General features: G+C 57.5%; 20 protein-coding genes and 1 pseudogene. 10 read left to right on the top strand and 11 right to left on the bottom strand.

Translation table 11 applies throughout. The annotated features are described in order from the left end of the window. Positions 1-4 precede the first annotated feature (4 nt). Positions 5-1,093, bottom strand: coding sequence for a selenide, water dikinase SelD (selD, locus tag GH657_RS15500; protein ID WP_153101942.1), 1,089 nt, complete (start codon positions 1,091-1,093; stop codon positions 5-7). Positions 1,094-1,233: 140 nt separating this feature from the next. Further along, positions 1,234-2,820 (bottom strand): MocR-like pyridoxine biosynthesis transcription factor PdxR, encoded by a 1,587-nt coding sequence (pdxR, locus tag GH657_RS15495; RefSeq protein WP_153101941.1) that lies wholly within the window; start codon positions 2,818-2,820, stop codon positions 1,234-1,236. Between the two features lie 129 nt (positions 2,821-2,949). On the opposite strand from pdxR, the gene GH657_RS15490 reads away from it, so the two are divergent. The 4 genes and pseudogenes from GH657_RS15490 (at position 2,950) to GH657_RS15475 (ending at position 10,245) form a co-directional block, all read left to right on the top strand. After that, positions 2,950-4,227, top strand: a complete 1,278-nt coding sequence (locus GH657_RS15490; protein WP_153101940.1) for a 4-aminobutyrate--2-oxoglutarate transaminase — start codon at positions 2,950-2,952, stop codon at positions 4,225-4,227. 280 nt (positions 4,228-4,507) lie between these two features. Beyond that, positions 4,508-5,989, top strand: a complete 1,482-nt coding sequence (locus GH657_RS15485) for an NAD-dependent succinate-semialdehyde dehydrogenase (RefSeq protein ID WP_153101939.1) — start codon at positions 4,508-4,510, stop codon at positions 5,987-5,989. 328 nt (positions 5,990-6,317) lie between these two features. Next, positions 6,318-8,593: pseudogene (locus GH657_RS15480) on the top strand (patatin-like phospholipase family protein). Between the two features lie 479 nt (positions 8,594-9,072). Continuing rightward, positions 9,073-10,245, top strand: a complete 1,173-nt coding sequence (locus GH657_RS15475) for a metallophosphoesterase (protein ID WP_153101938.1) — start codon at positions 9,073-9,075, stop codon at positions 10,243-10,245. Positions 10,246-10,423: 178 nt separating this feature from the next. On the opposite strand, the gene GH657_RS15470 is transcribed toward GH657_RS15475, so the two are convergent. After that, positions 10,424-10,987: a phospholipase D-like domain-containing protein gene (locus tag GH657_RS15470; protein WP_153101937.1), complete on the bottom strand. Its 564-nt coding sequence runs from the start codon at positions 10,985-10,987 to the stop codon at positions 10,424-10,426. Positions 10,988-11,951: 964 nt separating this feature from the next. On the opposite strand from GH657_RS15470, the gene GH657_RS15465 reads away from it, so the two are divergent. The 3 genes from GH657_RS15465 (at position 11,952) to GH657_RS15455 (ending at position 13,339) form a co-directional block, all read left to right on the top strand. Then, positions 11,952-12,659, top strand: a complete 708-nt coding sequence (locus tag GH657_RS15465) for an MgtC/SapB family protein (RefSeq protein WP_153101936.1) — start codon at positions 11,952-11,954, stop codon at positions 12,657-12,659. 231 nt (positions 12,660-12,890) lie between these two features. After that, positions 12,891-13,151: a GlsB/YeaQ/YmgE family stress response membrane protein gene (locus GH657_RS15460; RefSeq protein WP_153101935.1), complete on the top strand. Its 261-nt coding sequence runs from the start codon at positions 12,891-12,893 to the stop codon at positions 13,149-13,151. Beyond that, positions 13,151-13,339: a hypothetical protein gene (locus GH657_RS15455; RefSeq protein ID WP_153101934.1), complete on the top strand. Its 189-nt coding sequence runs from the start codon at positions 13,151-13,153 to the stop codon at positions 13,337-13,339. The genes GH657_RS15460 and GH657_RS15455 overlap by 1 nt, the downstream gene beginning before the upstream one ends. On the opposite strand, the gene scpC is transcribed toward GH657_RS15455, so the two are convergent. The 3 genes from scpC to GH657_RS15440 all read right to left on the bottom strand — a co-directional run bounded on the left by scpC (position 13,297) and on the right by GH657_RS15440 (position 17,755). After that, positions 13,297-14,805, bottom strand: coding sequence for a succinyl-CoA:acetate CoA-transferase ScpC (gene scpC, locus GH657_RS15450; protein ID WP_153101933.1), 1,509 nt, complete (start codon positions 14,803-14,805; stop codon positions 13,297-13,299). The genes GH657_RS15455 and scpC overlap by 43 nt on opposite strands. 930 nt (positions 14,806-15,735) lie before the next feature. After that, complete coding sequence (locus GH657_RS15445) at positions 15,736-16,185, bottom strand: copper chaperone PCu(A)C (protein WP_153101932.1); 450 nt, start codon at positions 16,183-16,185, stop codon at positions 15,736-15,738. 226 nt (positions 16,186-16,411) lie between these two features. Next, complete coding sequence (locus GH657_RS15440) at positions 16,412-17,755, bottom strand: M23 family metallopeptidase (RefSeq protein ID WP_174769998.1); 1,344 nt, start codon at positions 17,753-17,755, stop codon at positions 16,412-16,414. A gap of 769 nt (positions 17,756-18,524) precedes the next feature. Here GH657_RS15440 and GH657_RS15435 point away from each other — a divergent pair. After that, positions 18,525-18,869 carry a hypothetical protein gene (locus GH657_RS15435; protein WP_153101930.1) on the top strand — a complete coding sequence of 115 codons (345 nt, stop codon included), beginning with the start codon at positions 18,525-18,527 and terminating at the stop codon, positions 18,867-18,869. Between the two features lie 125 nt (positions 18,870-18,994). Continuing rightward, positions 18,995-20,857, top strand: a complete 1,863-nt coding sequence (locus tag GH657_RS15430; RefSeq protein ID WP_153101929.1) for a hypothetical protein — start codon at positions 18,995-18,997, stop codon at positions 20,855-20,857. Between the two features lie 113 nt (positions 20,858-20,970). Here the strand turns inward: GH657_RS15430 and GH657_RS15425 are convergent, their stop codons facing one another. Next, positions 20,971-22,023 carry a hypothetical protein gene (locus GH657_RS15425; RefSeq protein WP_153101928.1) on the bottom strand — a complete coding sequence of 351 codons (1,053 nt, stop codon included), beginning with the start codon at positions 22,021-22,023 and terminating at the stop codon, positions 20,971-20,973. A 414-nt stretch (positions 22,024-22,437) separates the two neighbouring features. After that, complete coding sequence (locus GH657_RS15420) at positions 22,438-22,848, bottom strand: hypothetical protein (RefSeq protein WP_153101927.1); 411 nt, start codon at positions 22,846-22,848, stop codon at positions 22,438-22,440. 546 nt (positions 22,849-23,394) lie between these two features. On the opposite strand from GH657_RS15420, the gene GH657_RS15415 reads away from it, so the two are divergent. Beyond that, complete coding sequence (locus GH657_RS15415; protein WP_153101926.1) at positions 23,395-24,957, top strand: hypothetical protein; 1,563 nt, start codon at positions 23,395-23,397, stop codon at positions 24,955-24,957. 103 nt (positions 24,958-25,060) lie between these two features. Here GH657_RS15415 and GH657_RS15410 read toward each other — a convergent pair whose 3' ends face one another. Genes GH657_RS15410 through GH657_RS15400 form a run of 3 tightly spaced genes read right to left on the bottom strand, consistent with a single transcriptional unit; the run spans position 25,061 to position 26,304 of the window. Continuing rightward, on the bottom strand, positions 25,061-25,561 hold the full coding sequence (locus GH657_RS15410; RefSeq protein ID WP_220094864.1) for a lysis system i-spanin subunit Rz: 501 nt from the start codon (positions 25,559-25,561) through the stop codon (positions 25,061-25,063). A 4-nt stretch (positions 25,562-25,565) separates the two neighbouring features. Then, positions 25,566-25,877 carry a phage holin family protein gene (locus GH657_RS15405; RefSeq protein WP_153076881.1) on the bottom strand — a complete coding sequence of 104 codons (312 nt, stop codon included), beginning with the start codon at positions 25,875-25,877 and terminating at the stop codon, positions 25,566-25,568. 1 nt (position 25,878) lies between these two features. Beyond that, positions 25,879-26,304 (bottom strand): glycoside hydrolase family protein, encoded by a 426-nt coding sequence (locus GH657_RS15400; RefSeq protein WP_153101924.1) that lies wholly within the window; start codon positions 26,302-26,304, stop codon positions 25,879-25,881. Positions 26,305-26,327: the final 23 nt, after the last annotated feature.

The following is a 26,327-nucleotide window of genomic DNA, read 5'->3' as shown; positions in this document are numbered from 1 at the left end:
ACACTCACACGACTTCGACCTGCGCCGCACCTGCGCGCATCTCACCGATCACGGTGGCAGCGGCGAAGCCTTGCTCATAAAACAGCGTCAGCACATCAGGTACCGCTTCGGGCGCGCAAGCCACGAGCAGGCCGCCCGAGGTTTGCGGATCGGTCAGCAGCGCCTGGGCGATAGCGGGCAAGCGGGGCGCGAGCGTCACGCCCGTGCGGTAAGCATTCCAGTTGCGCCCGGAAGCCCCTGTCGCAATACCCGCCTGAGCGAAGGCTTCGACGCCGGGCAGCCACGGCAAGGCGGCATAGCGCAAACGCGCGGTAAGTTGCGCGCCGCGCGCCAGCTCTAGCGTGTGACCGAGCAGGCCAAAGCCCGTCACATCCGTCAGCGCGTGCACCTGGGGCAGCGCAGCGAGCGCGATACCGGGCCGGTTGAGCTGGGTGGTGGTGGCGATCAGCGCGGCATAGCCTGCCGCATCGAGCTGGTTCTGTTTCAACGCCGCGGCGAGCACGCCGACACCAAGCGCCTTGCCCAGCACCAGCACATCACCGGCTTGAGCGGTGGCGTTGCGTTTGACATGCTGCGGGTGCACGAGGCCGAGCGCGGCCAGGCCATAGATCGGCTCAACCGAATCGATCGAATGCCCGCCTGCGATTGGAATCCCGGCTTCGGCGCACACGTCTTCGCCGCCGCGCAGCACGGCGGCAATCGTGTCATGCGGCAGCACGCTGATCGGCATGCCCACGAGGGCCAGCGCGAGAATCGGCGTGCCGCCCATGGCATACACGTCGGACAGCGCATTGGTCGCGGCAATGCGGCCAAAATCATAGGCGTCGTCAACGATAGGCATGAAGAAATCGGTCGTGGCGATCAGCGCCTGCTCGTCGTTGAGCCGGTAGACAGCGGCATCATCAGCGGTATCGGGGCCAACCATCAAATGAGGAAAAGCGGGCAGCGGCATATGCCGCTTGAGCAGGTTGGCCAGCACGCCGGGGGCGATCTTGCAGCCACAGCCCCCGCCATGCGAGAGGCTGGTGAGACGGGGCACGGTAGCCACCGGGAGGAAGCCGGCAGGAACGGCAGCGGAAGCGGATTCGGTCATGGCAGAGGTCCAGCAGATGAGCGTCGAATGAGCGGGGCCTCATTATGGCGAATCTACGGCTACCCGTACTTTTTCGGAGCACATAGGCATCCGTTCAGCGCGGACGCTCCGCAACCCGCCGTCGTGCCCCCGCGCCCCGCTTACCCCAGCCCAAGCCGCTCATCGAGCGCCTGGGAGAGGGTGGCGAAGGCGGGCACGATCTCTTCGTCAGGCACGCAGGCGTAGCCCAGCAAAAGCCCCGGCTGGGCCCGTGCCGCCTCGGCGTAATACCCCGACAACGCGCGCACGACGATGTTGCGCTCCAGCGCTGCCGCGGCTGCGGCCCGGTCATCCGCCCCCGGGGGCAACTGCAGCACCAGATGCAAACCCGCATCGCCGCCCAGCACCGGCAAGGTGGTGCCATAACGTTGCGCCACGGCCTCCAGCAGCGCGCCACGCCGCTGCCCGTATAGCGCGCGCATCTTGCGGATATGGGAAGTGAAATGCCCTTCCGCGATAAATTCGGCCAGCATCGCCTGTTGCAGCAATTGCCCTTCGCGGTAGAGCTCCGCGCTCGCGGTCGCAAAGCGCTCGGCCAGCGCGGCGGGTGCCACCAGATAGCCGATGCGCAAACCCGGAAACAGTGTCTTGCCAAAACTGCCGACGTAGATCACCTGCCCCGCGCTATCCAGCCCTTGCAACGAAGCCAGCGGCCGGCTGCCATAGCGAAACTCGCTGTCGTAATCGTCCTCGATGATCCAGCACTGATGCTGGCGGGCGTATTCGAGCAGCATGCGGCGGCGCTGCAGGCTCATCACCATGCCGAGCGGGTACTGATGCGAGGGCGTCACCAGCATCAGCTTCGGTGGCTGAAGCAGGTCATCGGGCCCGGGGTTGATTCCTTCGTCATCGACCGCGACCGGCCGGACTTCGAGCCCCGAGACTTGCAGCACGCTGCGCACGCCCCAGTAACACGGGTCTTCGGTCCAGATCACGTCGCCCACGTCGGACAGCAGCCGGACCGCCAGATCAACGGACTGGTGAATGCCGGTCGTGATGATGATCTGCTCGGGCGCGCACTGCACCGAGCGCGCCGTGCGCAGGTAATCAGCCAGCACGTGGCGCAGCCACGCCTGGCCGCCACCGGGCGCGTAAGTCAGCAAATCGGGACGCAAGCGCCGCCAGTATTTGTTCTGCAAGCGACTCCACACCCGCGCGGGAAAGCGTGTCACATCCGGCACGCCAGGCATGAACGCGCCACCTTGCCGCTTCGATACGCCCGCCCCCGCAACCAGCCGCGCGCCACGCCGCGAGAGGGCGCGCTCCGGCGCCAGCGGCGTGCCTGAACGGGCTAGCCGGGCTGAGCCAGGCGCAAACAGGGCTTGCCGTAACGCCGCGTCCGGCGCGCCGCGCGTGGCATCGGGGAGATTGGCGGCATCAGGAGCAGCGGAAGCATCGGGCGTGCCGATGATTTCATCGGGCGCGCTATCCGCGACGAAGGTGCCGCGCCCCGTCGCGGAACTCACATAGCCTTCCAGCACCAGTTGCTCATAGACCTGCGTCACCGTGTTGCGCGCAATCCCGAGTTCGGCGGCCAGCAGCCGTGAAGACGGCACTTTGCTGCCCGCAGGCAGCTCACGTGACAAGATGGCCTGTTGCAAAAGCCGGTGCAGCTGGCGATACAACGGCTGGCCGTTACCCCGGTCCAGATGCTGCGCCAGCCAGTCGGAAAGCACGCTCGCGCGCATGATTGGCCCCTAAATATTTATCGAAATGGCTCTAATTTTGAGAGCCAAACCTGATTATAGTCTCGGCACGAGCTGCTTTTCGCGCGCATCCGGCGCGCATCCAACAACCCAGGAGTGATGGAGCCCACCATGAAAAATACTGACCTGCAAAACCGTAAAAACGCTGCCACCCCGCGCGGGGTGGGTGTGATGTGCGATTTTTACGCCGAGCGCGCGGAAAACGCCGAGCTCTGGGACGTCGAAGGACGCCGCTTTATCGATTTCGCAGCAGGTATCGCCGTGTGCAACACAGGCCACCGGCACCCCAAAATTATCGCCGCGATCCGCGAACAGCTCGACCGCTTCACTCACACCGCATACCAGATCGTGCCCTACGCCTCGTATGTCGAACTGGCTGAAAAAATCAACCAGCGCGCCCCTGGCAAATTCACCAAAAAAACCGCGTTCTTCACCACGGGCGCGGAAGCCGTCGAGAACGCCATCAAAATCGCCCGCGCCGCCACGGGCCGCCCCGGCGTGATCGCCTTCACGGGCGGCTTTCATGGCCGCACGATGATGGGCATGGCACTCACTGGCAAAGTCGCGCCCTACAAGATCGGCTTTGGCCCGTTCCCCTCGGACGTGTTCCATGCCCCGTTCCCGAACCCGCTGCATGGCGTGAGCACCGCTGATTCACTCAAAGCCATCGACACCCTGTTCAAGGCCGACGTCGATCCCAAGCGCGTCGCGGCCATCATCTTCGAACCGGTGCAAGGCGAAGGCGGCTTCCAGCCAGCGCCGGCTGATTTCGTCCGCGAACTGCGCCGCCTGTGCGACGAACACGGCATCCTGCTAATCGCAGACGAAGTGCAAACCGGTTTCGCCCGCACGGGCAAGCTCTTTGCCATGGAGCATTACAACGTCACGGCAGACCTGATGACCATGGCCAAGAGCCTGGCGGGCGGCATGCCGCTGTCGGGTGTGGTGGGCCGCGCCGAGATCATGGATGCCGCAGCGCCTGGCGGGCTGGGCGGCACTTACGCGGGCAACCCGCTGGCCGTGGCCGCCGCGCACGCCGTGCTCGACATCATTGACGAAGAAGACCTGTGCCAGCGGGCCAGCGCCCTGGGCGACAAGCTCAAGACCAAGCTGGTCGCGCTGCAAGACAACGTGCCGCAAATCGCCGATGTGCGCGGCCCGGGCGCGATGGTCGCAGTCGAATTCTGCAAGCCCGGCAAGCAGGAACCCGATGCCGCATTCGCCAAGCTCGTGCAAACCAAAGCGCTGGAGCGAGGCTTGCTGCTGCTGGTGTGCGGGGTCTATAGCAATGTCGTACGTTTCCTGTTCCCGCTGACCATCGAGAACGCCGTGTTCGACGAAGCCCTCGCCATTCTCGAAACGGTGCTGAAGGAAACCGCGACCGCCTGATACGGTCCATGGTGTAAAGCCCGATGCTCACGGGCTCGCGTGGCGGCATCCTGCGCTACGCGGGCCGGGCCCAGCGCCAGGCAGGCTTATCGTTCATGTTTGTGCCTGATGTTTGTGCCTGATGTTTGTGCCTGATGTTTGTGCCTGATGTTTGTGCCTGATGTTTGTGCCTGATGTTTGTGCCTGATGTACGTGTCTGGTGTATGTGCCTGCATTTGCCGCGCCGCGGTCGTCGCGGGCGACGGCTTCCCGTTCACGCCCTCTTCTTTTCTTCGCCACCATGAACTCTTCAAGCGCTTCAATCGCCTCAATCGCATTGAAAGACCCCGCCCTGCTCAAACACCAGGCCTATCTGGCCGGGCAATGGCAGGCCGCGGACGACAACACCACGCTCGACGTCGTCAACCCGGCGACGGGTGCGCACCTTGGCACCATCCCGCGCATGGGTGCGGCGGAAACCCGCCGTGCCATCGATTCAGCCAACCAGGCATGGCCCGCGTGGCGCGCACTCACGGGCAAGCAGCGCGGTGCGATCCTGCGTCAATGGCACGACCTGATGCTGGCGCACGCCGATGATCTCGCGCTGATCCTCACCACCGAACAAGGCAAGCCACTGGCCGAAGCCAAAGGCGAAATCCAGTACGCGGCTTCGTTTCTCGAATGGTTTGCCGAAGAAGCCAAGCGCATCAACGGCGACACCATCCCGACCGTCGCCAGTGACCGGCGCCTCGTCGTGACGAAAGAGCCGATCGGTGTGTGCGCGGCGATCACGCCATGGAACTTCCCCGCCGCGATGATTACCCGCAAGGTCGGCCCGGCACTCGCCGCAGGCTGCCCGATCATCGTCAAGCCCGCCGAAGCCACACCGTTCTCGGCACTCGCGCTGGCCGTGCTGGCGGAGCGCGCTGGCGTGCCGGCCGGCATTTTCAGCGTGATCACCGGCGAGCCCAAAGCCATTGGCGGCGAGATGACCAGCAACCCGGTCGTGCGCAAGCTGTCGTTTACGGGTTCCACCGCCATTGGCCGCCTGCTCATGGCGCAATGCGCCCCCACCGTGAAAAAGGTCTCGCTCGAACTCGGCGGCAATGCCCCTTTCATCGTGTTCGAGGATGCGGACCTGGACGCCGCCGTAGCCGGTGCGATTGCCTCGAAGTACCGCAACAGCGGCCAGACCTGCGTCTGTACCAACCGCTTTTATATCCATGAACGGGTCTATGACGCCTTCACGGCCAAGCTGAGCGATGCGGTGAAACAGCTGAAGGTCGGCTTGGGCACCGACGCGGGCGTCACCCAGGGGCCACTGATCAACGAGGCCGCAGTGCTCAAAGTCGAAGCGCATATCGAAGACGCGCTCGCCAAAGGCGCGCGCATCGTCGTGGGCGGCAAACGTCACGCGCTAGGGCACGGCTTTTTCGAGCCGACCGTGCTGGCCGATGTCACCCCCGCGATGAAAGTCGCCCGCGACGAAACCTTCGGGCCACTGGCACCGCTCTTTCGCTTTTCGTCGGATGAGGACGTCATCCAGATGGCCAATGACACCGAGTTCGGCCTCGCGTCGTATTTCTACAGCCGCGATATCGGCCGCGTCTGGCGTGTCGCGGAAGCGCTCGAGTACGGCATGGTCGGCATCAACACTGGGCTGATTTCAAATGAAGTCGCGCCCTTTGGCGGCGTCAAGCAATCTGGCCTAGGCCGCGAAGGCTCACATTACGGCGTCGACGATTACGTCGTCATCAAATACATGTGCATGGGCGGGCTGTAAATTTTCACACCCAGCGGTGCTGGCGCAGACAGGCCTGCGTCACACCGCTGGCGGCAAAATATCAAGAGGCAACCGGTTGCGGCCACGTTACTATTCCTGCCGTTCACCTACTACATCCTGATTTTGCCGAACGGCGTGAAATTTACTGGATAGGACCATGAAGCCCTGTCACCTCTTGCCCTGCCTACTGCCTATCACGCCCCTGATACAAACGCAGCACCGTTTCAGCATGGCCTTTGCGGCCGCTCGTCGCCTCATTTCTGTTGTCGTTGCCGTTGCCGTTGCGGTTACCGTTGGCTTCCTGCTGCAACGCGTGCTCCAGTGGCGCATGCTGCCGTGGCTTGCCGGCATCCTCACTGCCTTTATCACTTTCACCACTTTCATCACCCCAGCGCAGGCGGCCGAACCAGCTTGCCCGGCAAGCGTCACCGGACAGCCGAGCGTCGGCCTGGTGCTATCGGGTGGCGGTGCACGGGGTTATGCGCATCTGGGCGTGCTCAAAGTGCTCGAAGACAACCGCATCCCCATTGACTGCATCGCCGCCACCAGCATGGGCGCGGTGGTCGGTGGCCTGTATGCCAGCGGAATGAACGCGCATGAGATGGAGCAGCGCCTCTCCGGCATCAACCTGAGCGATATCGCCTTCGACACCAGCGAACGGGCGGCGCTACCACAAGGCCAGCGCGAAGACGAGCGGCTTTACGTCAGCAGCCTCTCACTGGGTTTTGGGGCAAAAGGCATCAAATTGCCCGCCGGGCTAGTCCAAGGCAACCAGTTGCAAGCGCTGCTGCAAGACTGGACCCGTTCCGTGGCAGAAATTCATGCGTTTAACCAGTTGCCAATCCCGTACCGGGCCATCGCCACGGATTTGCAAACCGGTGAGAAGGTGGTGCTGGACCATGGCTCGCTGGCCCAGGCGATCCGCGCCAGCATGGCGATGCCCGGGCTCTATGCCCCCGCCCAAGTCGATGGCCGCACGCTCGTGGATGGCGGTCTGGTTAGCAACCTGCCGGTCGATACCGCCCATCAGATGGGCGCGAACGTGGTCATCGCCGTCGATATCAGCTCGCCGCTGCGGCCCCTGACTGACCTGGCGTCGCCCACCTCGGTCATGCAACAGATGATCGGCATCCTGATCAAGCAAAACGTGGCGCACCAGCTCAGCCTGCTCAGCCCACGCGACACCTTGATCGTGCCGGAGCTCGGCTCGCTCGGCTTCACTGATTTTTCCCAGCCCAACGAGGCCATCGCGGCAGGCGAAGCCGCCGCTCGCGCCATGTTGCCCCAGTTAAAACATCTGGCACTCACGCCCGTGCAATATGCGCAGTACCGTGCCATGCACACCCAGCCCTCGACCCCGCCCATGCGCATTTCCAGTGTCGAAATCACCTCGCATGGCGCGGTGCCGGAAAAGCATTTGCGTCATGCGCTCCACGTCAAGCCAGGCGACATCTACGATGCCAAGGCGATCGATAAAGACCTGCTGGCACTGACCACTGCGGGCACGGTCGAAAGCGCCAGCCAGCAACTCGTGCGCAGCGGCGACGACTATCGTCTGCTCATCGACACGCGCGATAAAAACTGGGGGCCCAACTTCCTGCTGTTCGGCCTCGGCCTGTCGAGCAGTTCAAGCGATGAAGGCGGCTTTCGTCTGCATCTGGGCTACCGCCGCCCGTGGCTGACCGAATCCGGGCTGGAGGGGCGTATCGACAGCACGCTTGGCAACAACCTGATTAATGTCCATGCCGAACTGCGTCAGCCGTTGTCGGACTCTCTGGGTTATTACGTCGCGCCCTATGTCGAATTCCAGCAGCGGTACGCCGATCTCTACGATAACGACACGAACCAGAAAGTCACGCAGCTCAAGATGCCCACCGAGCGGGCGGGCCTTGATTTCGGCTTGCCGCTCTCGCATCTGGGCAATTTCCGCATTGGCCTGGCCTACGCGCACGGCTCGGCCGCTTCGCAGTACAACCTGGGGGCGGACCGGCTTCTGAATTACTCCGGACACATGGTGAGCGCACGGGCACGTCTTGTCATCGACCAGCTCGACGATCCCCTTTTCCCGCGTAAAGGCTATTTCACCGAACTGCGCGGCGAACAGTCATTGTTCGCCTCTAAAACGGAACTGCGCGATGCACAGTCATCGGTCTCCTCTAGAAGTGGCTATACCGAGGTGTACGGCAAGGGCATGGTTGCCACAAGCTTTGGCCGCCATAGCCTGAATGCGAGTATCGAAGGCGGCACTGATTTCGGCGCGCCTAACCCGACCAATCTGCTCAACTTCACGCTGGGCGGGTTTCAGCATCTGTCCGCTTATGCTGCGGACCAGTTATCAGGCAGTTCGATGGCCTATGCCCAGGTCACCTATATGAATCGGTTGGCAACGTTTAGCTCGCAGCCTATCCGCGCGCTCTATGCCGGCGTCAGCCTGGAAGCGGGTAATGTCTGGAATCAGATCACACTGGACGGCAACTCGTCATTCAAGCGCGGCGTGACCGTTTTTACCGCAGCGACCAGCGCCTTCGGTCCGCTATATATTGGTGTCGCGTTCGCTCCGGGGGGCGCTACAACTTTTATTTCCAGCTGGGACGCACCTATTGACGGCCGGCGCCTGACGGCCATGCCTCTGGCACGGCCGGGCAGGATCACGGTGTTGGCGTCAATCGCCCGCGACCCGCGCAAACAACCGACGCTCATCCTCGGCTGGCAGAATCCGGAAAAGCATAACCGTTCGATGCAAACAAGAAACCGGTCTGTTATCTGGCGCCGTCTCCCGGCGCCGGTTCATTCAATCGTTGGCAATATGCCGTTAGCATGAACCGGCCTTGAAGCCTGCTTCAAGGCTATTTAAGAATATTCGCCGCCGAATTCGACAACCTTATGCGCATAAACTTTATTAATTTTTATTCTTATTTTCTACGCAACAATCCTTATTCACGATAGGCCTTACCGGGCAGGCCGTTAAAATAGCGGGCCCGTTCTGAAGCCACTAGCTCATCCACGCTCCCACGCTCAGCCCATCGTCCTGGCCCCACTCCGAAAGAGGGTGTCCATCCCCGTTCTGCTATTGCTATTCATTTATGCCCCGTCGCTCATTGATATTTCGCATCATCTGCATCGGTATCCTGCTGCATCTTTACGTCGGATTGCGGCTGATTCCCGATCTGCCTGGCGGATCTTTCAGCCACGGGCTCGCCGTTGCCTGGTTAGCGTTCTCATGCGCGCTGATTCCTGTTGGCATGCTGGCCCGCTCCATCGAACAGCAACGACTCAGTGCCCCATTCGCCTGGATCGGCTTGCTGGCGATGGGGTTTTTTTCCTCTTTATTGATTCTGACGGCGCTTCGTGACCTTGTGCTGCTCGCGCTGGGCGCCGTTAATCTCGTCTGGCCCCACACGCTTGACCTGGCAAGCTGGCGCAGCCGCTCGGCAACCCTGGTGCTGGGCCTGGCCGGGTTAGTGACAGCACTGGGCTTCGTCAATGCACGGCGTCGCGCTCGCGTCGTCGACGTCAAGGTACCGATTGCGCATCTGCCACCCGCGCTCAATGGCTTCACCCTCGTCCAGATCAGCGATATTCACGTCGGCCCCACCATCAAACGCGGCTATGTCGATGCGATCGTCACGGCGGTCAACGCGTTACAACCTGATCTGATCGCCATCACGGGCGATGTCATCGATGGCAGCGTGCCGCAACTCGCCCGCCATACCGCGCCATTAGGCCGCCTGCATGCACGCCATGGCGTTTATCTGGTAACGGGCAACCATGAGTACTATTCGGGAGCCAACGCATGGATCGCCGAGTTCAGACGTCTTGGCCTGACCGTGCTGCTCAACCAGCACGTGGTGATCACCCATGATGGCGCACAGGCCATCATCGCAGGCGTGAACGATTATTCGGCGGGCCGCTTCGATCCGGCGCACCAAAGCGACCCCGTCGCTGCGCTGGCACATGCGCCGCAGGACATCACGCTTAAGATCTTGCTGGCACATCAGCCGCGCAGCGCCGCAGCCGCGGCAAAAGCGGGCTTCACGCTACAGCTTTCGGGCCATACACATGGCGGCCAGTTTTTTCCGTGGAATTATTTCGTGCGTCTGCAACAGCCGTTCACCGCAGGCCTGGCCCGCTGGGATGCCCTATGGGTTTATACCAGCCGTGGTACGGGTTACTGGGGCCCGCCAAAGCGGCTAGGTGCGCCCTCTGAGATCACGCGGATCACACTCGTGCTGGATAGTGCTCACGATGCCGCATAAAAAAACTGCCGGTTAAAAGCGCCGCACTGTTTGCGACGACCTTTAACCGGCAAGCATAAGCCGCCCGGCAGGCATAAGCTGCGATACGAAGATCACCTGGCCACGTGGCCGCTAATGCTTATGCGTGACAGGAAAGTGACAGGAAAGCTTCACTGCGAGGCCTCACTTACTGCACGCCTTACTGCGCAAGCTCCACGGAAACCGACACTTTAGGCGCCGGCACGAGGATCAGTTGCATACCCGGCTGGAGGCTTGCCATCTTGAGCGGATCGCGGCCCTTGATGCGGGTCGCCGAGCCATCGGCCTTTTGCAGGACGACCACGCCCGAACTGTGATTGATGGACTGAATCAGCGCGAGCGTACTTTCGCTATTGCCCGGCAAACTGATCTTGGTTTGGCCAGCAGAGCCTTTCGCCAAGCCCAGAATGACCTCACGCGCCATCAGCAGGCGAACCTTGCTACCGCGTTTGATCTGCGCGAGATTGCCGCCATTCGGATCGATGTCGAACGTTGCTTCGTTATGCAGTTGCGGATCCGTCACGGTCACGCTGCGCCGGGCCTGGTTGACTGCCTTGACGATACCTGGGGCTTCGAGTGTCGACACGCCGACAAATGGCTCGAACACATCAATCTGAGCGACTGGGGCAGCCTGAGTGGCCTGGACCGAGGGTGCCGCCATGGCAAAACCCGAAGCCATCGGAATCAATGCACCTGCAATCATGCTCATTAATGTCTTGTTCATGCAAACCTCTATCGAATAGATTAAAAAAACCGGTTGACGACTGTCATGCCCTCATTCCAGTGCACGGCAAACCGTCGTAATAAAAATGGTTAGCATCCAGTCCAGCCTCCGCCGGAGTACGGTCACAATAGATGACCAGAAGAACAGGCCGGGAAGAACAGGCCAGAAATTGACGGTGCCCAACGCAACAGCTCAACAACGCAACCGCCGGAAACAGGCCCGAAACAGGCCGGAAACAGGCCGGAAAACCCGAAGCGGCCTGAAGAACAGAGCAGGCTGGCAAGCAACCTGGTGCCCTCGGCATGAGAGACGGTTCGAAATCACACACATGGCCCGATGCCAATGTGGCGTCCTGCTTGCACCACTTAACCAGATTTAATAACCGGCTAGTCTGTTTTTCAGGATGATCATTGTCAAGCATAGAAATACAGTTTTATATCAAGATAAAAAATCGTAATGATTAACTTCTGATTATTGATTTGCGGAATTTTTTCATCTGGCCTGCGTTTTTATCCTTTTTTATCCCCTTTATCTTCCTTTTATTCTGGCTTGTTCTGACGCATGAAGTCATGCGAGGTGATTGACTTCGAGGAAGGGCACCCCCTAAAATCCGGCGTCCATTTTGAGATGCACCGCGATAGTCCGTAAGTGGCCCCGCGTCATGCCCGACCGCGTGAAATACCCATGAAGCGGCCAATCAAGCAATAAGCAAGCGGAAAGCAAGAAAAAAGCAAGCGGCAAGACCGCCCTGCCCGCGCCATCCGCCCCGGTCTTGACTGTCAGGCAAACCACCTGTGCCGTTCGTGGTTCGTGTTGCCCCTCAGCCTGGCTCACCTTGGCCCAAGTCATGCCGCCCCGGCCGTGCACGACGCCTCAACCCGTCGCTGCGCTCACGCCGTGCACGATGCTCATGGCCAGTGCGCCCTAACCCGTGCCTTGCACACCTCACTGGAGACGCCTCACCATGAGCGTCGAATTCATCTTGCGGCTGCTCGCAGCCTTCTCCTGTGGCGTCGCCATCGGTATCGAGCGGCAAATGCGCCAGCGCATGGCCGGACTGCGCACCATTACCCTGGTCGCCAGCGGCGCGTGCCTGTTCGTCACGCTAGGCGTGCTCACCGGCAACGGCACGGCGGGCGTCACGCAGATTGCCGCCTATGTCGTGTCGGGCGTCGGCTTTCTGGGCGGCGGCGTCATCATGCGCGACAAGGGTTCCGTGCAAGGCATCAACACCGCCGCTACGCTCTGGTGCTCAGCCGCAGTGGGCGTGCTGTGCGGCTCGGGGCACTATGGTCCGGCATTCGCCGGCACGGCCACGGTCTTGCTCACGAACACCTTGCTGCGCGAGGTCAGCCGCCTGATCAACGCGAGCTCCGTGAGCAACGCCGATCTCGTGCGCGAATACGTGCTGACCGTGGTGTGCCGCGATGCCGACGAAATCCACATCCGCACGGCGCTATCAAACTCGATGTATGCAACGCCGCTGTCGTTCCAAAGCCTCACCAGCGAAGCGCTACCTGAGCAGGAGGCACGCGTGCGCGTGCGCGCACATCTGAAACTGCATCCCAAGGATCAGCCGAAGCTCGAGCGCATGGCCAGCCGCCTGAGCATGGAAAAAGGCGTTTCGAGCGTGAGCTGGGAAGCCAGCGAAGCCGAACCTGCTGCCGAATGACGCGTCATCCGGGCCCACGATGATGTCCCCTGCCCGCAGCGCCCCAGCCATGGCTGTACAACATGACAACATGAGAAACGCATTCAGCCAGCCACGATGAACATGTACTTGATGCGCGGCCCAGTGTGATCGCCGTTGCTCATCGGCAGGCGAAATCTGGACTCTGCGGGAGCCTTCGACTAAGCTCGGTCTTCGTGAAGAATCCTTCACGCTCAACCATGGAGGTTAAAAATGGAACATAGCATCATTGCCTGGCTCATCATCGGCGCAATCGCTGGCTGGCTAGCAGGTGTACTTGTCAAGGGCGGCGGATTCGGTTTGATAGTCGATATCATTGTCGGGATCGTCGGCGCTTTCATTGGCGGCTGGCTGGCGGGCGTCCTCGGCATCACGCTGGGCGGTGGCTGGATTGGCACCATCATTACCGCAGTCATCGGCGCGGTCATCCTGCTTTTTATCCTGCGGCTTTTCAAACGCGGTAGCAGCAGTTAATGCATCACGCCGGACGTGAACTCTCGTCCGGTGTTTTTCTGTCCGCCGCGCGTTTTATCGCACTCTTTATTGCGCTCTTTATTGCGCTCTTTACCGCGTTTTTCACGCTCCACCGCCGCCAATCGGCAGCACGTTTTTCGCGCTACTACACCGCGTGCAACGGCAGCATCGAACCCGTCTCGTTGTAGCGCATGTGCCATGCAAACGCCTGCTCCAGACAATGCGGGGTTTGGCCGCCACGCCGCTCACCCTCCTTGTAATAATCGCGCAGCAAATCACGATAAAGCGGATGCGCACAGGTGTCGATAATCCGCTTTGCGCGCTCACGTGGCGCAAGCCCGCGCAAATCCGCCAGCCCCTGCTCCGTCACCACCACGTCCACATCGTGTTCGTTGTGATCGCAATGCGGCACCATCGGCACCACACTCGAAATACGCCCGCCCTTGGCCATCGATTTCGTCGCAAAGATCGCGCATGACGCATTGCGCGAGAAATCACCCGAACCCCCGATGCCGTTCATCATGTGCGTGCCACCCACATGCGTCGAATTCACATTGCCGTAGATATCGAATTCGAGCGCGGTATTCAGCGCGACCAACCCCAGGCGCCGGATCACTTCGGGATGGTTGCTGACCTCCTGCGGCCGCAACACGAGACGCTCGCGGTAGCGCGCCAGGTCGCCAAACACTTGCTGCTGGCGTGCCGCCGACAGCGTGATTGACGCGCCCGAAGCAAACGTTGCCTTGCCCACATCGAGCAGATCGAACGTCGAATCTTGCAGAACTTCGGAGTAAATCGGAAAGGGTTCGAAGGGTGATTCGGCGAAGCCCGCCAACACGGCATTGGCGATTGTGCCGATCCCGGCTTGCAGCGGCGGCAATGGCGAGGGCATGCGTCCGTGCGCGATCTCGTGTTGCAGGAAGTCGATCAGATGCGCGGCGATCAGTGCGGTTTCCTCGTCGGCGGGCAACACCGTCGATGGGCTGTCCGGCATGTTCGTGATGACAATCGCGGCGATTTTTTCTGGAGGAATCGGTACCGTGATCGTGCCCACGCGGTCTTGTACCGACACAATCGGCAACGGCTCCCGGTGCGGCCGCTTTCCTGGAATCCAGATGTCGTGCAGGCCTTCCAGCGCCAGCGGCTGCGCCAGGTTGATCTCGACGATGACCTTGTCCGCGAGAATCGCAAAGCTCGCGGAATTACCCACTGAAGTCGTGAGAATCAGGCCGCCGTCTTCGGTAATGGCCGTGGCTTCGATGATGGCCACATCGAGCCGGCCCAACTGGTTGGCGCGCAGCATCTCGACGGTTTCAGACAAATGCTGGTCGACAAACATGACCTCACCGCGATTGATCGCCTGGCGCAGCGTCGTATCCACCTGAAAGGGCATCCGCCGCGCCAGCACGCCCGCTTCGGTCAGTGTCCGGTCCACGTCATGCCCTAGCGAGGCGCCGGTAATCAGTGTGATACGCAGCGGACCGGGTTCGGTGCGCGCCCGTTCCGCCAGCGCGAGCGGCACCGCTTTGGCGTCACCCGCACGGGTAAAGCCGCTGGCCCCGACCCACATGCCATCCTGAATCAGATACGCCGCTTCAGCGGCTGAGGTGATCTTGCTGCGTAAGGCAGGGCGACGAATCCGGTCTTCGTACATGGAGATTATCCTTGTGAAAGAAACGAAGCGATTCGCCGCGTGGGCCCAGAATGAATGTCCCGGTGCCGGCATAACGAACCACGAAAAGCCGGATTATCTCATCGGATTAACAAATTGTGATTTTGCGTTACTGGCTGACTGGTTTTCTCTAACTTGTCAATAGATATACGAGCGCCAGCCCCCTTTCCTGAAATTTTGTCAAAAAACAGACAAATCATGATTTCCGGCGATTCACTCAAGGCTCGGCCTGGATTTTTATTTTTGCGTCACTTTAATCTCGAATATTTTTATATCAAAAGATATATTTTATTATCCAGTAGCATAAGAAAATATAATTCCCCCCAGACGAATTTTTATCGACAAATCAATTTCAGCCATGCCTCATGGCAGGCCAGTATCGCCATACTCAAACCATTATTGCCATTAATTTTATTACCGCCACCACCTGCATCCCGATTTTATCGATTATTCTGTTCCAGGATAGCAGAGCCATGATTCTTCAATTGCAATCGGGGTAAATTATTTCGTTTATTGCGTTTATTTCGTTATTAAGCGGCTGCACGATTACACGCGAATAAGAAGGTGATATTTATTTTCGCAAACCACCCTGAAACAGCATGCTGCAATGCCTACAGGCGTCCAAGCGGCGACGGTATTTTTTAAACTGGAGTTCCACTCATACCCGTTCCATTAAAAAATTCGCCCGGCCATCCCAGATAATCTTTTTATATCCGGCGTATTCCATGATTCATGCCAGCAGGAAACGCCTGCCCCCGTGCCTGGTAACACATCTCCCTTCCGATGGGTGTGCCCTGCCGGGCGCACCAAAAAAATTGGCCCTCATCAAGGAGGGCCAATTCCGGCTACTTCTGATTACTTCCGGCTACAAAAGCGCTCGTCACCCGCGCCGAACCCGCTGCATTCAATGCGTCATTGTCCCATCGTCATCGCTGACTTGGCCTCGCAACTCACACTGACGCTGGAGTTGTTGTCGAAGGTCAAGGTCAGCGGCAGCATGCTGCCGACTTTCAGCGGCGGCGCGACAGGGTGTTCCAGCATCACGTGATAGCCCTTGGGCGCGAAGCTGACCGTGCCATTGGCGGGCACCGGCACCGAAGCCACATGCACCATCGTCGAGGTGCTGCCATTGGTCTGCGTCTGATGCATCATCGCCATGCCAAAGGCCGAAGATTTGACGCCCGTCAGCGTCCGCGTGTCAGAACTATCGTTATGCAATTCGAAGTAGGCCGCCGAGGGCACCGAGGCAGGCATCGCGCGAATCCAGCATCGTTCGACCCGCACATCCGCAGCCTGGGCGCTGAACGCCGCGCATGCGCCAGCCAGTACCGCGCCCAGTTGAATCAGCTTGTATCGTTTCATTTTCAATCTCTCCGTTAAAAATGCGGGATGACAGAGCAGCGCCAGCAAAATGGCAAAGATGCCTGCCAAACTACCCGTTTTTTGCCGGTAACGACGCTGCATGCCAAGGAAAACCGGAAGGAAAACCGCCCGGATTATGCCATGCGCGACGGGCATGCCGCGCACAACTTGGCAGGCAATACAGCCCAGGAGAGAAAGATCGACGCTACCCGCGAACTGGCACGGCTTAAAACTGCCCGGCGGCCGAATGCATGGCGCTATAAGCGGGCGGAACCGTCACCGCCGCCAGTTGCCGTCGTGAATGACCGGCGTCGAAGTTAAAGGCGATGAGTTGCTCGCCCTCCAGCGCGGGAGCCGCGAAACGCCCTGTCAGCCGCAATGGGCTGGTGGGTTCGTTATTCAGCCGCACTTCGAAATGCAGATGCGGCCCGGTTGCCGCCCCGGTGCTGCCCACGAGGCCCAGCCGCTGGCCCTGGCGCACGCGCTCGCCCACACGCAGGCCTTTCACGAACGCCGACAGATGTGCGTAGTACGTCGTATAACCCGACGCGTGACGCACCACGACGTATTTGCCATAGCCACCCTGCTCCATTCCGATGTATTCGACGATACCCGGCGCAGCGGCCAGAACCGGCGTGCCCTTCGGCGCGGCAAGATCGACACCAGTGTGGATGTGGCTTGTCCCGGTGATCGGATGCACGCGCATGCCAAAGCGCGAACTGATGCGCTGGTAACGAACGGGCATGGCAAAAGGCAGGGCGGCAAAGGGCTGGCCGTCAAACGCGTAGTAATCGCCATGGTCCTGACCTGGCGGCACGAACCACAACGCACGATAGGTCTTGCCTCCTGAGCGCACGTCGAACGCGGTCAGGCGAAACGGGTCTGCCGCCCCCGGCGTATCGTCGCGGCCGTAGACGATGCGATAACGGTCACCCGGATGAGCCTTCGCCATGGCGTTGACGCGGCCATGCAGAAGACTCAGGGCCTGCGCCCGCACTTCAGCAGGCAGGCGAGATTGCATCAGCGCCTTGTGCAACGTCTGCGTGATGGCGCCAGCGGCCACGGTGGTTCCAGCGCCTGCGGCTCCGCCTTGCAGCTCGAACGCCTGCGACTCGGAAAGTAATGCCGTATGCGAGCCGGCACGAGACGCGACGGCGGGCGCGGCGACTGCCATGGCGCTCGTCATGACGCGGCCGCTCCATTGATGAACCGGCACGGAAGGTTCAGCCGGCGTGCAAATAGAAGGATGAATCTGGCACATCGAGGCCAGCACGGATTCGTCAAGCGAAAGCGCAACGCGTGGCACGGCACGAAGATCTTCTGGTACAGCAGGCTTGACGTGATTCATCTTGAGCGAAATGGGATCGGCCTGCGTGCGCAAGGTGGCCCGTTCAGGCGCGAATGTCCTGTTAAGCTCTTGTGCCGTCGTGTCGGGCTGACCAAGACGGGCCATCGATGCGGCAAAATCGTTCGCCACGTTGCTGGCCTGGGAGGTGGATGCCGTCTGATCCAATTGGGCGGCCGGGCTGGGCGGCATATTCGCGGCATGAACAGAAGCCATGCCCAGCATGGCAACGGCGCCTGAAAGCGTAGCCGGCCTCAACAACGCACCCAAAGTAGTTTGACGTTTGCATGGCACGGCAAAGCCTGCAGCCACGGCAAACGCGCGCGTTGGTTCGCCTGCAGGAAGATCGCGTCGATATGACCTCATAAGGAAGAGTCTCGCAGTCTGGAACAAAAGGCTGCCAGCGTTACTGCTACGCCCAGAAAAACACAGCAGCGGCACCATTTAACCAGGGCAATTCGTATCACAAAGCCTGACGAATGCCCCTTTGCACCGGAAAAGTCTGACAACAGGAAGCCCGAGTTTAATGGCATCGTTTTATCTTAAAAATAAGATTAGTCTTGTTCTTTAAGAAAAATCGCGCTTACAAGATAGTTTCGGGCCAAACGCCTGGCCGCCCTGTCTTGCGACAAAATCCCTGTCAAATCAAGCCTTTTAAGAAGAGTCTCATTTCATTCGAATCCTGTGACTCCCACAATGCCGGCAGCCGTGCGGCCCTTTCACCACAGAACCCGTTCCCATGCATCAATCGACCCGTTTAGGATTCCCCAAGGTGAAAACAACCTGGCTTCATGGCTGCACCGGCGTGTGCCTGGTATTGCTGCTGTCAGGTTGTTCCTGGCCAGGCTTGGACGGGTTCAGCCCTCACGCTTCGAGCCCTGCGTCCGTGCCGCCTCGTCCAAACGGCACGCTGGCCGTCGCACCCGCCGCCAGTTTCGTCTACCTGCCTGCGCGAACTGGACGCGTCTCATCCAACCGCATCGCCAACAGCGCGATGACCAGCATCATCCTGAAACAGAACATTAATGCCGCCGTGCGTGATGCCGTGAAAGCCAGCCTCATGACGGTAAAGGTGCCCGTTGGCGGATCGGCGAAAAGCCTCAGTGGCCTCATCGAGCAGTTTTCAGTTGACGACGGGCATTTCCCTGCCACGTGGACGCTGAAAATACGCTATCTGGTCACCGACAGCACCACCCGGAAAGTCATCTATCAATCCAGCCATATCGTGCATCAGCGCAGCGCCAAGTTCACAAGCAACGAAGTCGCGTTGAGTGACGCGGTCAATCTCAGCGTAAAAAAACTGGTCAGCGACCAGGCTTTTCTTAACGCTATTCGCTAGAGCCCCGGGAGCGCGGGCGGCGAAAAGCAAGCAGTCATTGCCGGGCCGCGGTGCCCGGCTCATTGTCCAGGAACGACTGGACAGCAAATGTTACTTATCGTGCTCATTCCATTTGCATAAAAAAAATGACCACAATAAAACGCCTGCGTTCAAGCAGTAACAACAATCCTGCAACAAACGGCCAAACTAAAAAATACAAACAAGAAAACACGACGGACACGTCACTTTCAGTCCGGGCTCAAAATTTACCGAAATTGCCGCTAGAAATCGAAGATTTAATCTTTACCTACTTCATCGATCCGCATGATATCGGTCAGGCCCGCTCCCAGATAGATACGTTGCGTCAGGTTGATCACGACCTCGGCGGAACGCCAGGCAAACATTCATTTATACCCAATGATGCAAAAATCCATCGCCTGATCCGTAACCACACGAAACTGAAAACCACTCTTCTTGACTTCATTCTCAAACGCCAAATCAACAGGGCAATTTCAAGATGGAATGCAAACCTTGCAACCGACGACAAGCAAGTTTTTCCACTTTTACCAGCACCCGCCGCAATGCGCCCGCTATTCGTTGATGAAGACCTTACCGTGCTCAAGGATTCAATTATAAATTTCGGCGGAATTTATCTGAATTTTTTTAATTTTAGTCAATCCCATCTTGTCGAGATTTTTAATTTTATTAAAGACAATATCACTTGTTTCGACGGAAGGAGTATTTTCATTCGATACTCGATGGCACGGGATGATTATTGCCACATCCAAACACTAAATTCTCTTTTCAGATTATTTCATGAAAACTCTATAAAATTCAATAGCCTGAAAATTAACGCCCATCACCGCATAAATTTTACAGGCGAAACCTTCAACATTCTTGATATGCCGCCCCCCACATTTCTCACCATGTCCGACACCGTAAATTTCAGCGCCGATAATCTGGCGTACCTGAAAAAAAATGACATGATCAAAATAATCATGGAAGATGACTATCTGGCGCGCGCTGATTCAATCATAAATTATTGCACCAGCGGCGCCCCTATTATTGAAATGACAATCACATCGAGTCTTCTCGGCAAACTTTTTGCCACGCGAAATTTTTTACTCAATGACCCAGCCTACCAGCAACTCAGCGCCGATGAAGCGCTTAAACTCATTTCGCCAAGCCTTAAAAAACTAATTCTGAGTGGCATTAATTTCAAAGACTCTAACAACTTTTTTTCCAGCCTAAAAAATACCTCATGGATTACCCTGGATAGTTGCCAGCTCCAACTTTATAATTTTCATTCGCTTAAATTTAACACTCATATTCACCGCCTGGATTTATACAACGACCTGATAGTAGCAGGCATCATGGGCATCATCAGCAAAACCAATATCACTACCCTTTCATTATGCAACATTCAACCGGATTCAGCGGCATACCAGGCTAGCTATAATCAGGAAAATTCCCGCCCCGCTTTTATCTGGGCAAAAGAAGCCTCTCTGCCAAAGCTGCAGCAACTTAATCTCCTTGATATAGAAGTCAATCAAGAATTATCTGCCTGGATCAAAACCAATAAAAATCTCACCGAACTAACCATCAAATACTCAAAATATAACCAGAAAAATTCTATTTATCCATTCGAAATAGCGCAAGACACATCCCTCTCCAGGTTATCCATTAACTGCGCTGCACTGAGTTATTTTAATATCACCTGCCTGGCCCGCGCCTTCATTAAAAATTTATCGCTGACCGAGTGCAAGCTCACGAACAGTTTATTGGCTCTGCTGGCAAAAAATCCAACCCTTATAACGCTCGATGCAAGCGGCAATCCCGCACTGGATTCGGGCATTTTCAAGTCATTTGATAACAGCCGTAGCCCGATTAAATTCCTTGACGTAAGTGAAACAAAAATCACGCTTAAGGACGTCGAATACTGGCAGCAACAACGCAAAGCGCTCGGGCTGCCTCCCGTGTATGTAAAAGTTTCGCCAGAAGGGCCGTGATTTGGGCTCAGACAGCAGCGTGGCCGCTGACCGCCTGAATCAAGTTCAATCAGGTTACGATTAATCTGGTGCCAAAAATAAACCATCGCCCAGAATTACCTGAGCATGCCGGTTTAACCCAGGTTATATTTTTTCTTAATGTGAAACTCATCGCTACAGCGCCCGCTATCACGCAGCTTCTGTAACAGTGCAACCCGATGCGACGCTGTGGGCTCGATTTTAGATAACTGTGTCAAGTAGTCCAGTGTTGTCTGTTTTTCCCGATTACGCGTATTGACATGCTTGCCGCCATAAATAAAAGCGTCAACGAACCGAGAGTCAGCATGCAAACCATGTTGATCCAAATGGTCAATCACCGCAAACAGTAGTGGAGACACTTTGTAGTCCACCTCAATCATCGCTGGAGACATGACTTTTAAATAAACAAAAAGATTTTGTGGCTTTTCAAAAACAAAATCAAGTAACGAAATTTTGCCATTATCCTTTCTCTCCCGATGTTGAAATATCGGCAGTTTTGCCCCTGCGTTTAGCTTCTCATCCGCGAGGGAAAAATTATTGTTTTCCATGGCCTGATCAAATTCGGCCTGAATTTCATCCATTTCCCGCCCCCTGCGCTCCACGTCAAGAATATATCTTAGTGTTTCGCCCGAGGCTCCCACCCCTATATAATCAATATTTTCGTTTTTTGCTTTTTTAATAGCCGCCAAAATGATATTGTCGAATTTATCTTTTACCTTACAATCCCGGCAACACAAAAGAGCCATGTAATGCAACCCTGTGTGCGCCCCCGAACGCAAATTTCCATTAATTTTTGGCACGTTTTTAACATGGAAAAAATCGGGAATAGACAACAAGGAATTAATTAACTCACCGGTTACTACACAATTATTTTTATAAATATCATCTATTTTGTCGAATATAACGTGACCATTCCTGGAAAAATCCTCAAGCTGGACAGGGTTTTTTATTTCCTCATGAAAAAATACATTTTCTTTTTCATCTTTATTTCGCGGATTAGCAGAAGACTCTATAATTTCAAGAGAAATATTTCTATCGAGAAATTGACTGTCTTTTTCTCCCACTCCAAGCTTACAAGCAAGCTTATTTTTATCACTATTTTTATCACTATTTTTATCACTATTTTTTAAGCTGACAACTCTCACCATACACTCCAAATTTTGATTGAGCCTCCTTAAGTAACTAGCATGCCGGTTTAGTTCACTTAAAACCCCAGCGCGATCAAACTATTCCATCAAAATAAAATGACAGACTCACTGCCAACGCTTCATGCACTTCTTCCAGATCCCGGATCCCGCCTGGCTGACACAAATTAATTCTTAGCCAATATAGCTTCTACCCTTTCAGGCGTATAACCCTGGTTCATTCTTTCCAGCTGATCTGGTGGATGAGTCGATCAAAGGTAGCTCGCGGTGGTGCTCAAGAACCGGCGAGAACACGTGAGCGCCTTGAATGGCGGAAGGCAGCCGGAGTCGAGCCGACCAGGGAGTGTCTGACACCCCCTACTGGATTTGAAGACCGATACCACTGTACGAACAATCAGTTGACAGGCTTGACACCCCTTATTTCATAAGGGCGTCACCTTCTGACGACGCTGTAAATGCGTACAGTGGTACGCAATTTGACGGCAGAAAAACCCACACTTTTTTCCCGCGCTCGAAAAAGTTCGGGGCATTTTTTTCATCTGCGGAGCGCAATTCGCACCCCACCGGTTTCGCCAGCGCATCCGAATCCGCGAATTCAGGCAGCTCACCTAGCTCCAGCGCGACTTTTCCCGACCGGGCGCCTAAATGCAAACGATCCTGCCAGCTGACCCGTGCTCCGTTGCCATTCGCCCAGATGTTCAGCCACTCCACAAGATGGCCAGTGCGCAGCCACTCGCCTGTCCGCGCCCGCGCAACCAGCTGCCCCGCCACCAGGCAACACAGCCGTTCGGCGCGGGCTTCGTCGTCAAGGTTATTCAAACGGGTCATCTATCGTTCGCTACGTGGATGAATGAACAGCACGCGAAATTCTGATTCTACGTGCGCCAGGCACGACCTGACGGGCCATCCTTATCGATATTCTGCGTGTCTCTCGCCAGCGGCTGGCAAACTTCCGGAACGATCTGGATTGCCGGGTTACTCAGCCGTCACTTGCGAAGCAATACTGCCGCGATTTTTCGCGGTCCGGGTTTTTATAAAAACCACATCCAGCCTACAAATACCCCCATTTCCAGTTTTTAAGACTTCAACAAATATGACTAAAAAATGACTAAAAATTCGCCGAGCTCGAGCCGCCAACCATACGGTAGGGGCCGCTACGGGCCTTATACCTCCCCCCAGCAGGCGAACACCGGAGCGACGAACACCGGAGCACCACTTCAGCAGCGAGCCGGGACCCCGCCAGGGTTTGACGCCCTCTCTGGAAAGCCGTTATCAACTTGCTCCAGCGAAGCGCGGCCGTCCAATGTCCGAAGAAGTGAGACACGCGAAGTGTCTACGAACGTCGGGGAGGCTACGCCCGCGACAGGCCATAGTGTGAATGACCCCAAAAAACTGATGGAGCCCCCCTATTCGTTTACTCGAGTTGAATATCTCCAGATAAACAGCGCAGGCTGGGATGTGACGAATAGCGTCATGAACCACTACGCTCTGCTGAGGGAGCTCGGCTTCACGAATGCCAGTATTGCGAAGATGGTGGGGCAAAAAAGGGGCTGCACTATCCTGAGAGCCGTGATCCAACAGTTTCCGCACCTTCGCTATCTGGGCTACACGCCCGCCGACATTGAAAAGATCGAAACAGGCCAATATCGCGACAGTATTCGCGACAGTATTCTGGCGAATGTCGTAAAGCACCACGCTAGGCTCGCGTATCTGGGATACACGCACACTGATATTGTTGGCAAGGCGGCAGGGGAAAATCCACGCAAACAACTGGAGACGACCACCGAAAACCCGGAAGCAACTGCTGGTGCTGTCGACCGCAATGGGAACCCACTTCTCAGCCTGACGGATGACGAAATTGACAAGCTTCTGACAATCTCCGGAGGCAAATTCGCGCTTGATGTCATCTATATGCGTGGCTATGACCTCACCCAGCCGCCCCTGTCATTCACGTCCGCCCAGATTTTCAGGATCGCTTCAAGGCGGGCAGGAGGTCATACACTGGAGACGCTCTGGAATCGGCGACAGTCCCTTGTCGACAAGGGATATTCTTCATACCTGATTTATTCTATTTTGAAGAGTATGCCCTGTGGTGGTTCCGGCTTACTATATCGCCTTGATACTCGACACAGCGAATTTTTAGCGCTGGGTTATTCGATTGGTCACCTCGTCACAATAGCCAAACGGACTAACCACCCAGCCTCGCTTCAATCCATTCTGTCTAATAAGATCAATGCGGGTAGCGCCATTGGACAGCGCCTGATCAACGAAAACCTAACTGGGCTGGAGCTTAAAGCGCTGGTCGCCCCCCCGGAGCAGGCAAAAAAGCTGCTCACACAACAGCAAGAGGCGGCCACGCAACTCCCGTGGCCTGCGCTGCAGGTACAGGTCACGGACGAGCGACCCATGAACCTCGTCCCTTCAGCGGATCTTGAATCAAACGGCAATTTGACGTCGCCTGCAGACTATTCAGTACACCCTGCAAACAGGCACAAAGAAGCGCCGCACATCCCGGATAACCCCTATCAAGACGCGTTCCTGCCGACTCAAACCACGCCGCCTGTCGAGAACCAGCAAACCCGCCAGGGGGCGCTGAATGATGCATCCACATGGCCGAACTTGTCCGGGCAGCCTGCGCAAGAATATGATTTCTTGACGCAGTCATGGCTGACACCTGTTCTGCAGCCCAATGAACTGGTCACCCACCCGTTCTTACTAATGCCCAGTATTACAGACTATCAGCAAAGCAGCGCAGCACTGGTTCAAACAGATACGTTCAATGGCATGGTCACGCCACCCGGGGATATAACCGATCGTGCCTCACATTCACCAGACACGCCCCTGATCGGGTTCACGAATTCTGGGGTTTTTGCGGCCGACTCAGGAGACTGGCAGCCCATCGATAACTGGGAGCAGTTCATTGGCAACACGGAATAGGGCTTTCGTTCACGAGTCGCTGACACACCCTGAAAGTTGAACGGCGCACGCCCTATCCTGGTGGCGGAACCTTGATAAAGTTCATCAACCACCTTTCGCCCACCTATTGCCCGCCGCACACTCGCTGCGCTTCCCGCGCATAGGCCTGCAGCGCCGCTACTTTGCGCGCAGCCCGGTCTCCGTCTGCCGCGACGCCAAGAAGCGCGCCAGCACTCGCTGCGTCAAGTTCGGCGTTTCCGTCTCCATCAGCTCCGGCGGAGGCGCTGCCAGCACCGGGCACGCCACCGCCACCGGTTGAATCACAGCGTGCGGCGACGCGCAGCCGCACAGCACCAGCACGCACGTCGGCGCGCAACGCATCCATTGTCTTTTTCGCATCGCTATTTTCCCTCCGGTACTGGCTCTCGAGTGCTCCAATCTCCGCGGTTGCGCGCGCCGTTTCCCGCTGCGCAGCACCCGCTGCTGACACAGCCTCATCGGATATCGTCTTCATCACCACGGCATGCCGGGTGCGAATCGCCGCGAGCTGCGCACCCAGTCTCCATTGCTGGCCAACGCCCGCCACGATGCCGCCCACCACCGCCGCTGCGGCAAGTGCCATCATTGTTTTACCGGGCATCCGGCACCCCGCCCTTCTTGCCGGGCAACCTGCCGACGAACTTCTGCACCGCCGCCTCCAGCACAGACTGGCCCAGAATCCCGAGTGCGGAGGCCACCCCGGTCAGCGCGACTGGCGTCAGGTCATGAAACATCACGAGCGCCGCGCCAGCGCTGGTCGAAAGCGCAGCGCCAATGATCATTCGCCCCATCACGATGCGTGCTGACATGCGCTCGCCTCCCACCAGAAGCTTGCCGAGCGCAATCACGGCGCCAATGATGAACAGCGTCAGCAACTCCTTTTCGTTTTCGTTCAGCTGCATCTCACGTGCTCCCGTTTTTCATCATCGTGGCCAGGCGCTGCGCCCGTGCGCCTACCTGCACTGCCCACTTCGACGCCAGCATGCCGTCTGCCGCACGCCTGTATTCACCGTGCTGTGTCGCGGCAAGCATGCTGGTAAATGTCAGCAGGCCCGCGCCCAGGTTGAATGCCATGTTCAGCAGCACGCGCTGGCGCACCGCGTCGAGCTGGCGCCACCACGCCAGATTGCGGTCGAGCCATTCAGCCGTCCGGTCAACGTCAAGCTGCAGCATCGCATCACACTCAGCGTCCGAAATGCCGACGTCGGTCAGGTTTCGCCCAACGCCAATCGTCGTTTTGCCAACCGTGTCGAGATACGGCTTCAGTCGCCGACCTTCGTCGCGGTCTAGTTCCGCCAGCAGCATCGGCAAGTCAAATTTTTCAGGCATATCAGTCTCCAGATGTCATGTCG

It is taken from the genome of Paraburkholderia hayleyella, assembly GCF_009455685.1.
Lineage (GTDB): Bacteria > Pseudomonadota > Gammaproteobacteria > Burkholderiales > Burkholderiaceae > Paraburkholderia > Paraburkholderia hayleyella.
Note: the sequence above shows the minus strand (reverse complement) of the source record. Positions and strands in the feature narration are given on the sequence as shown.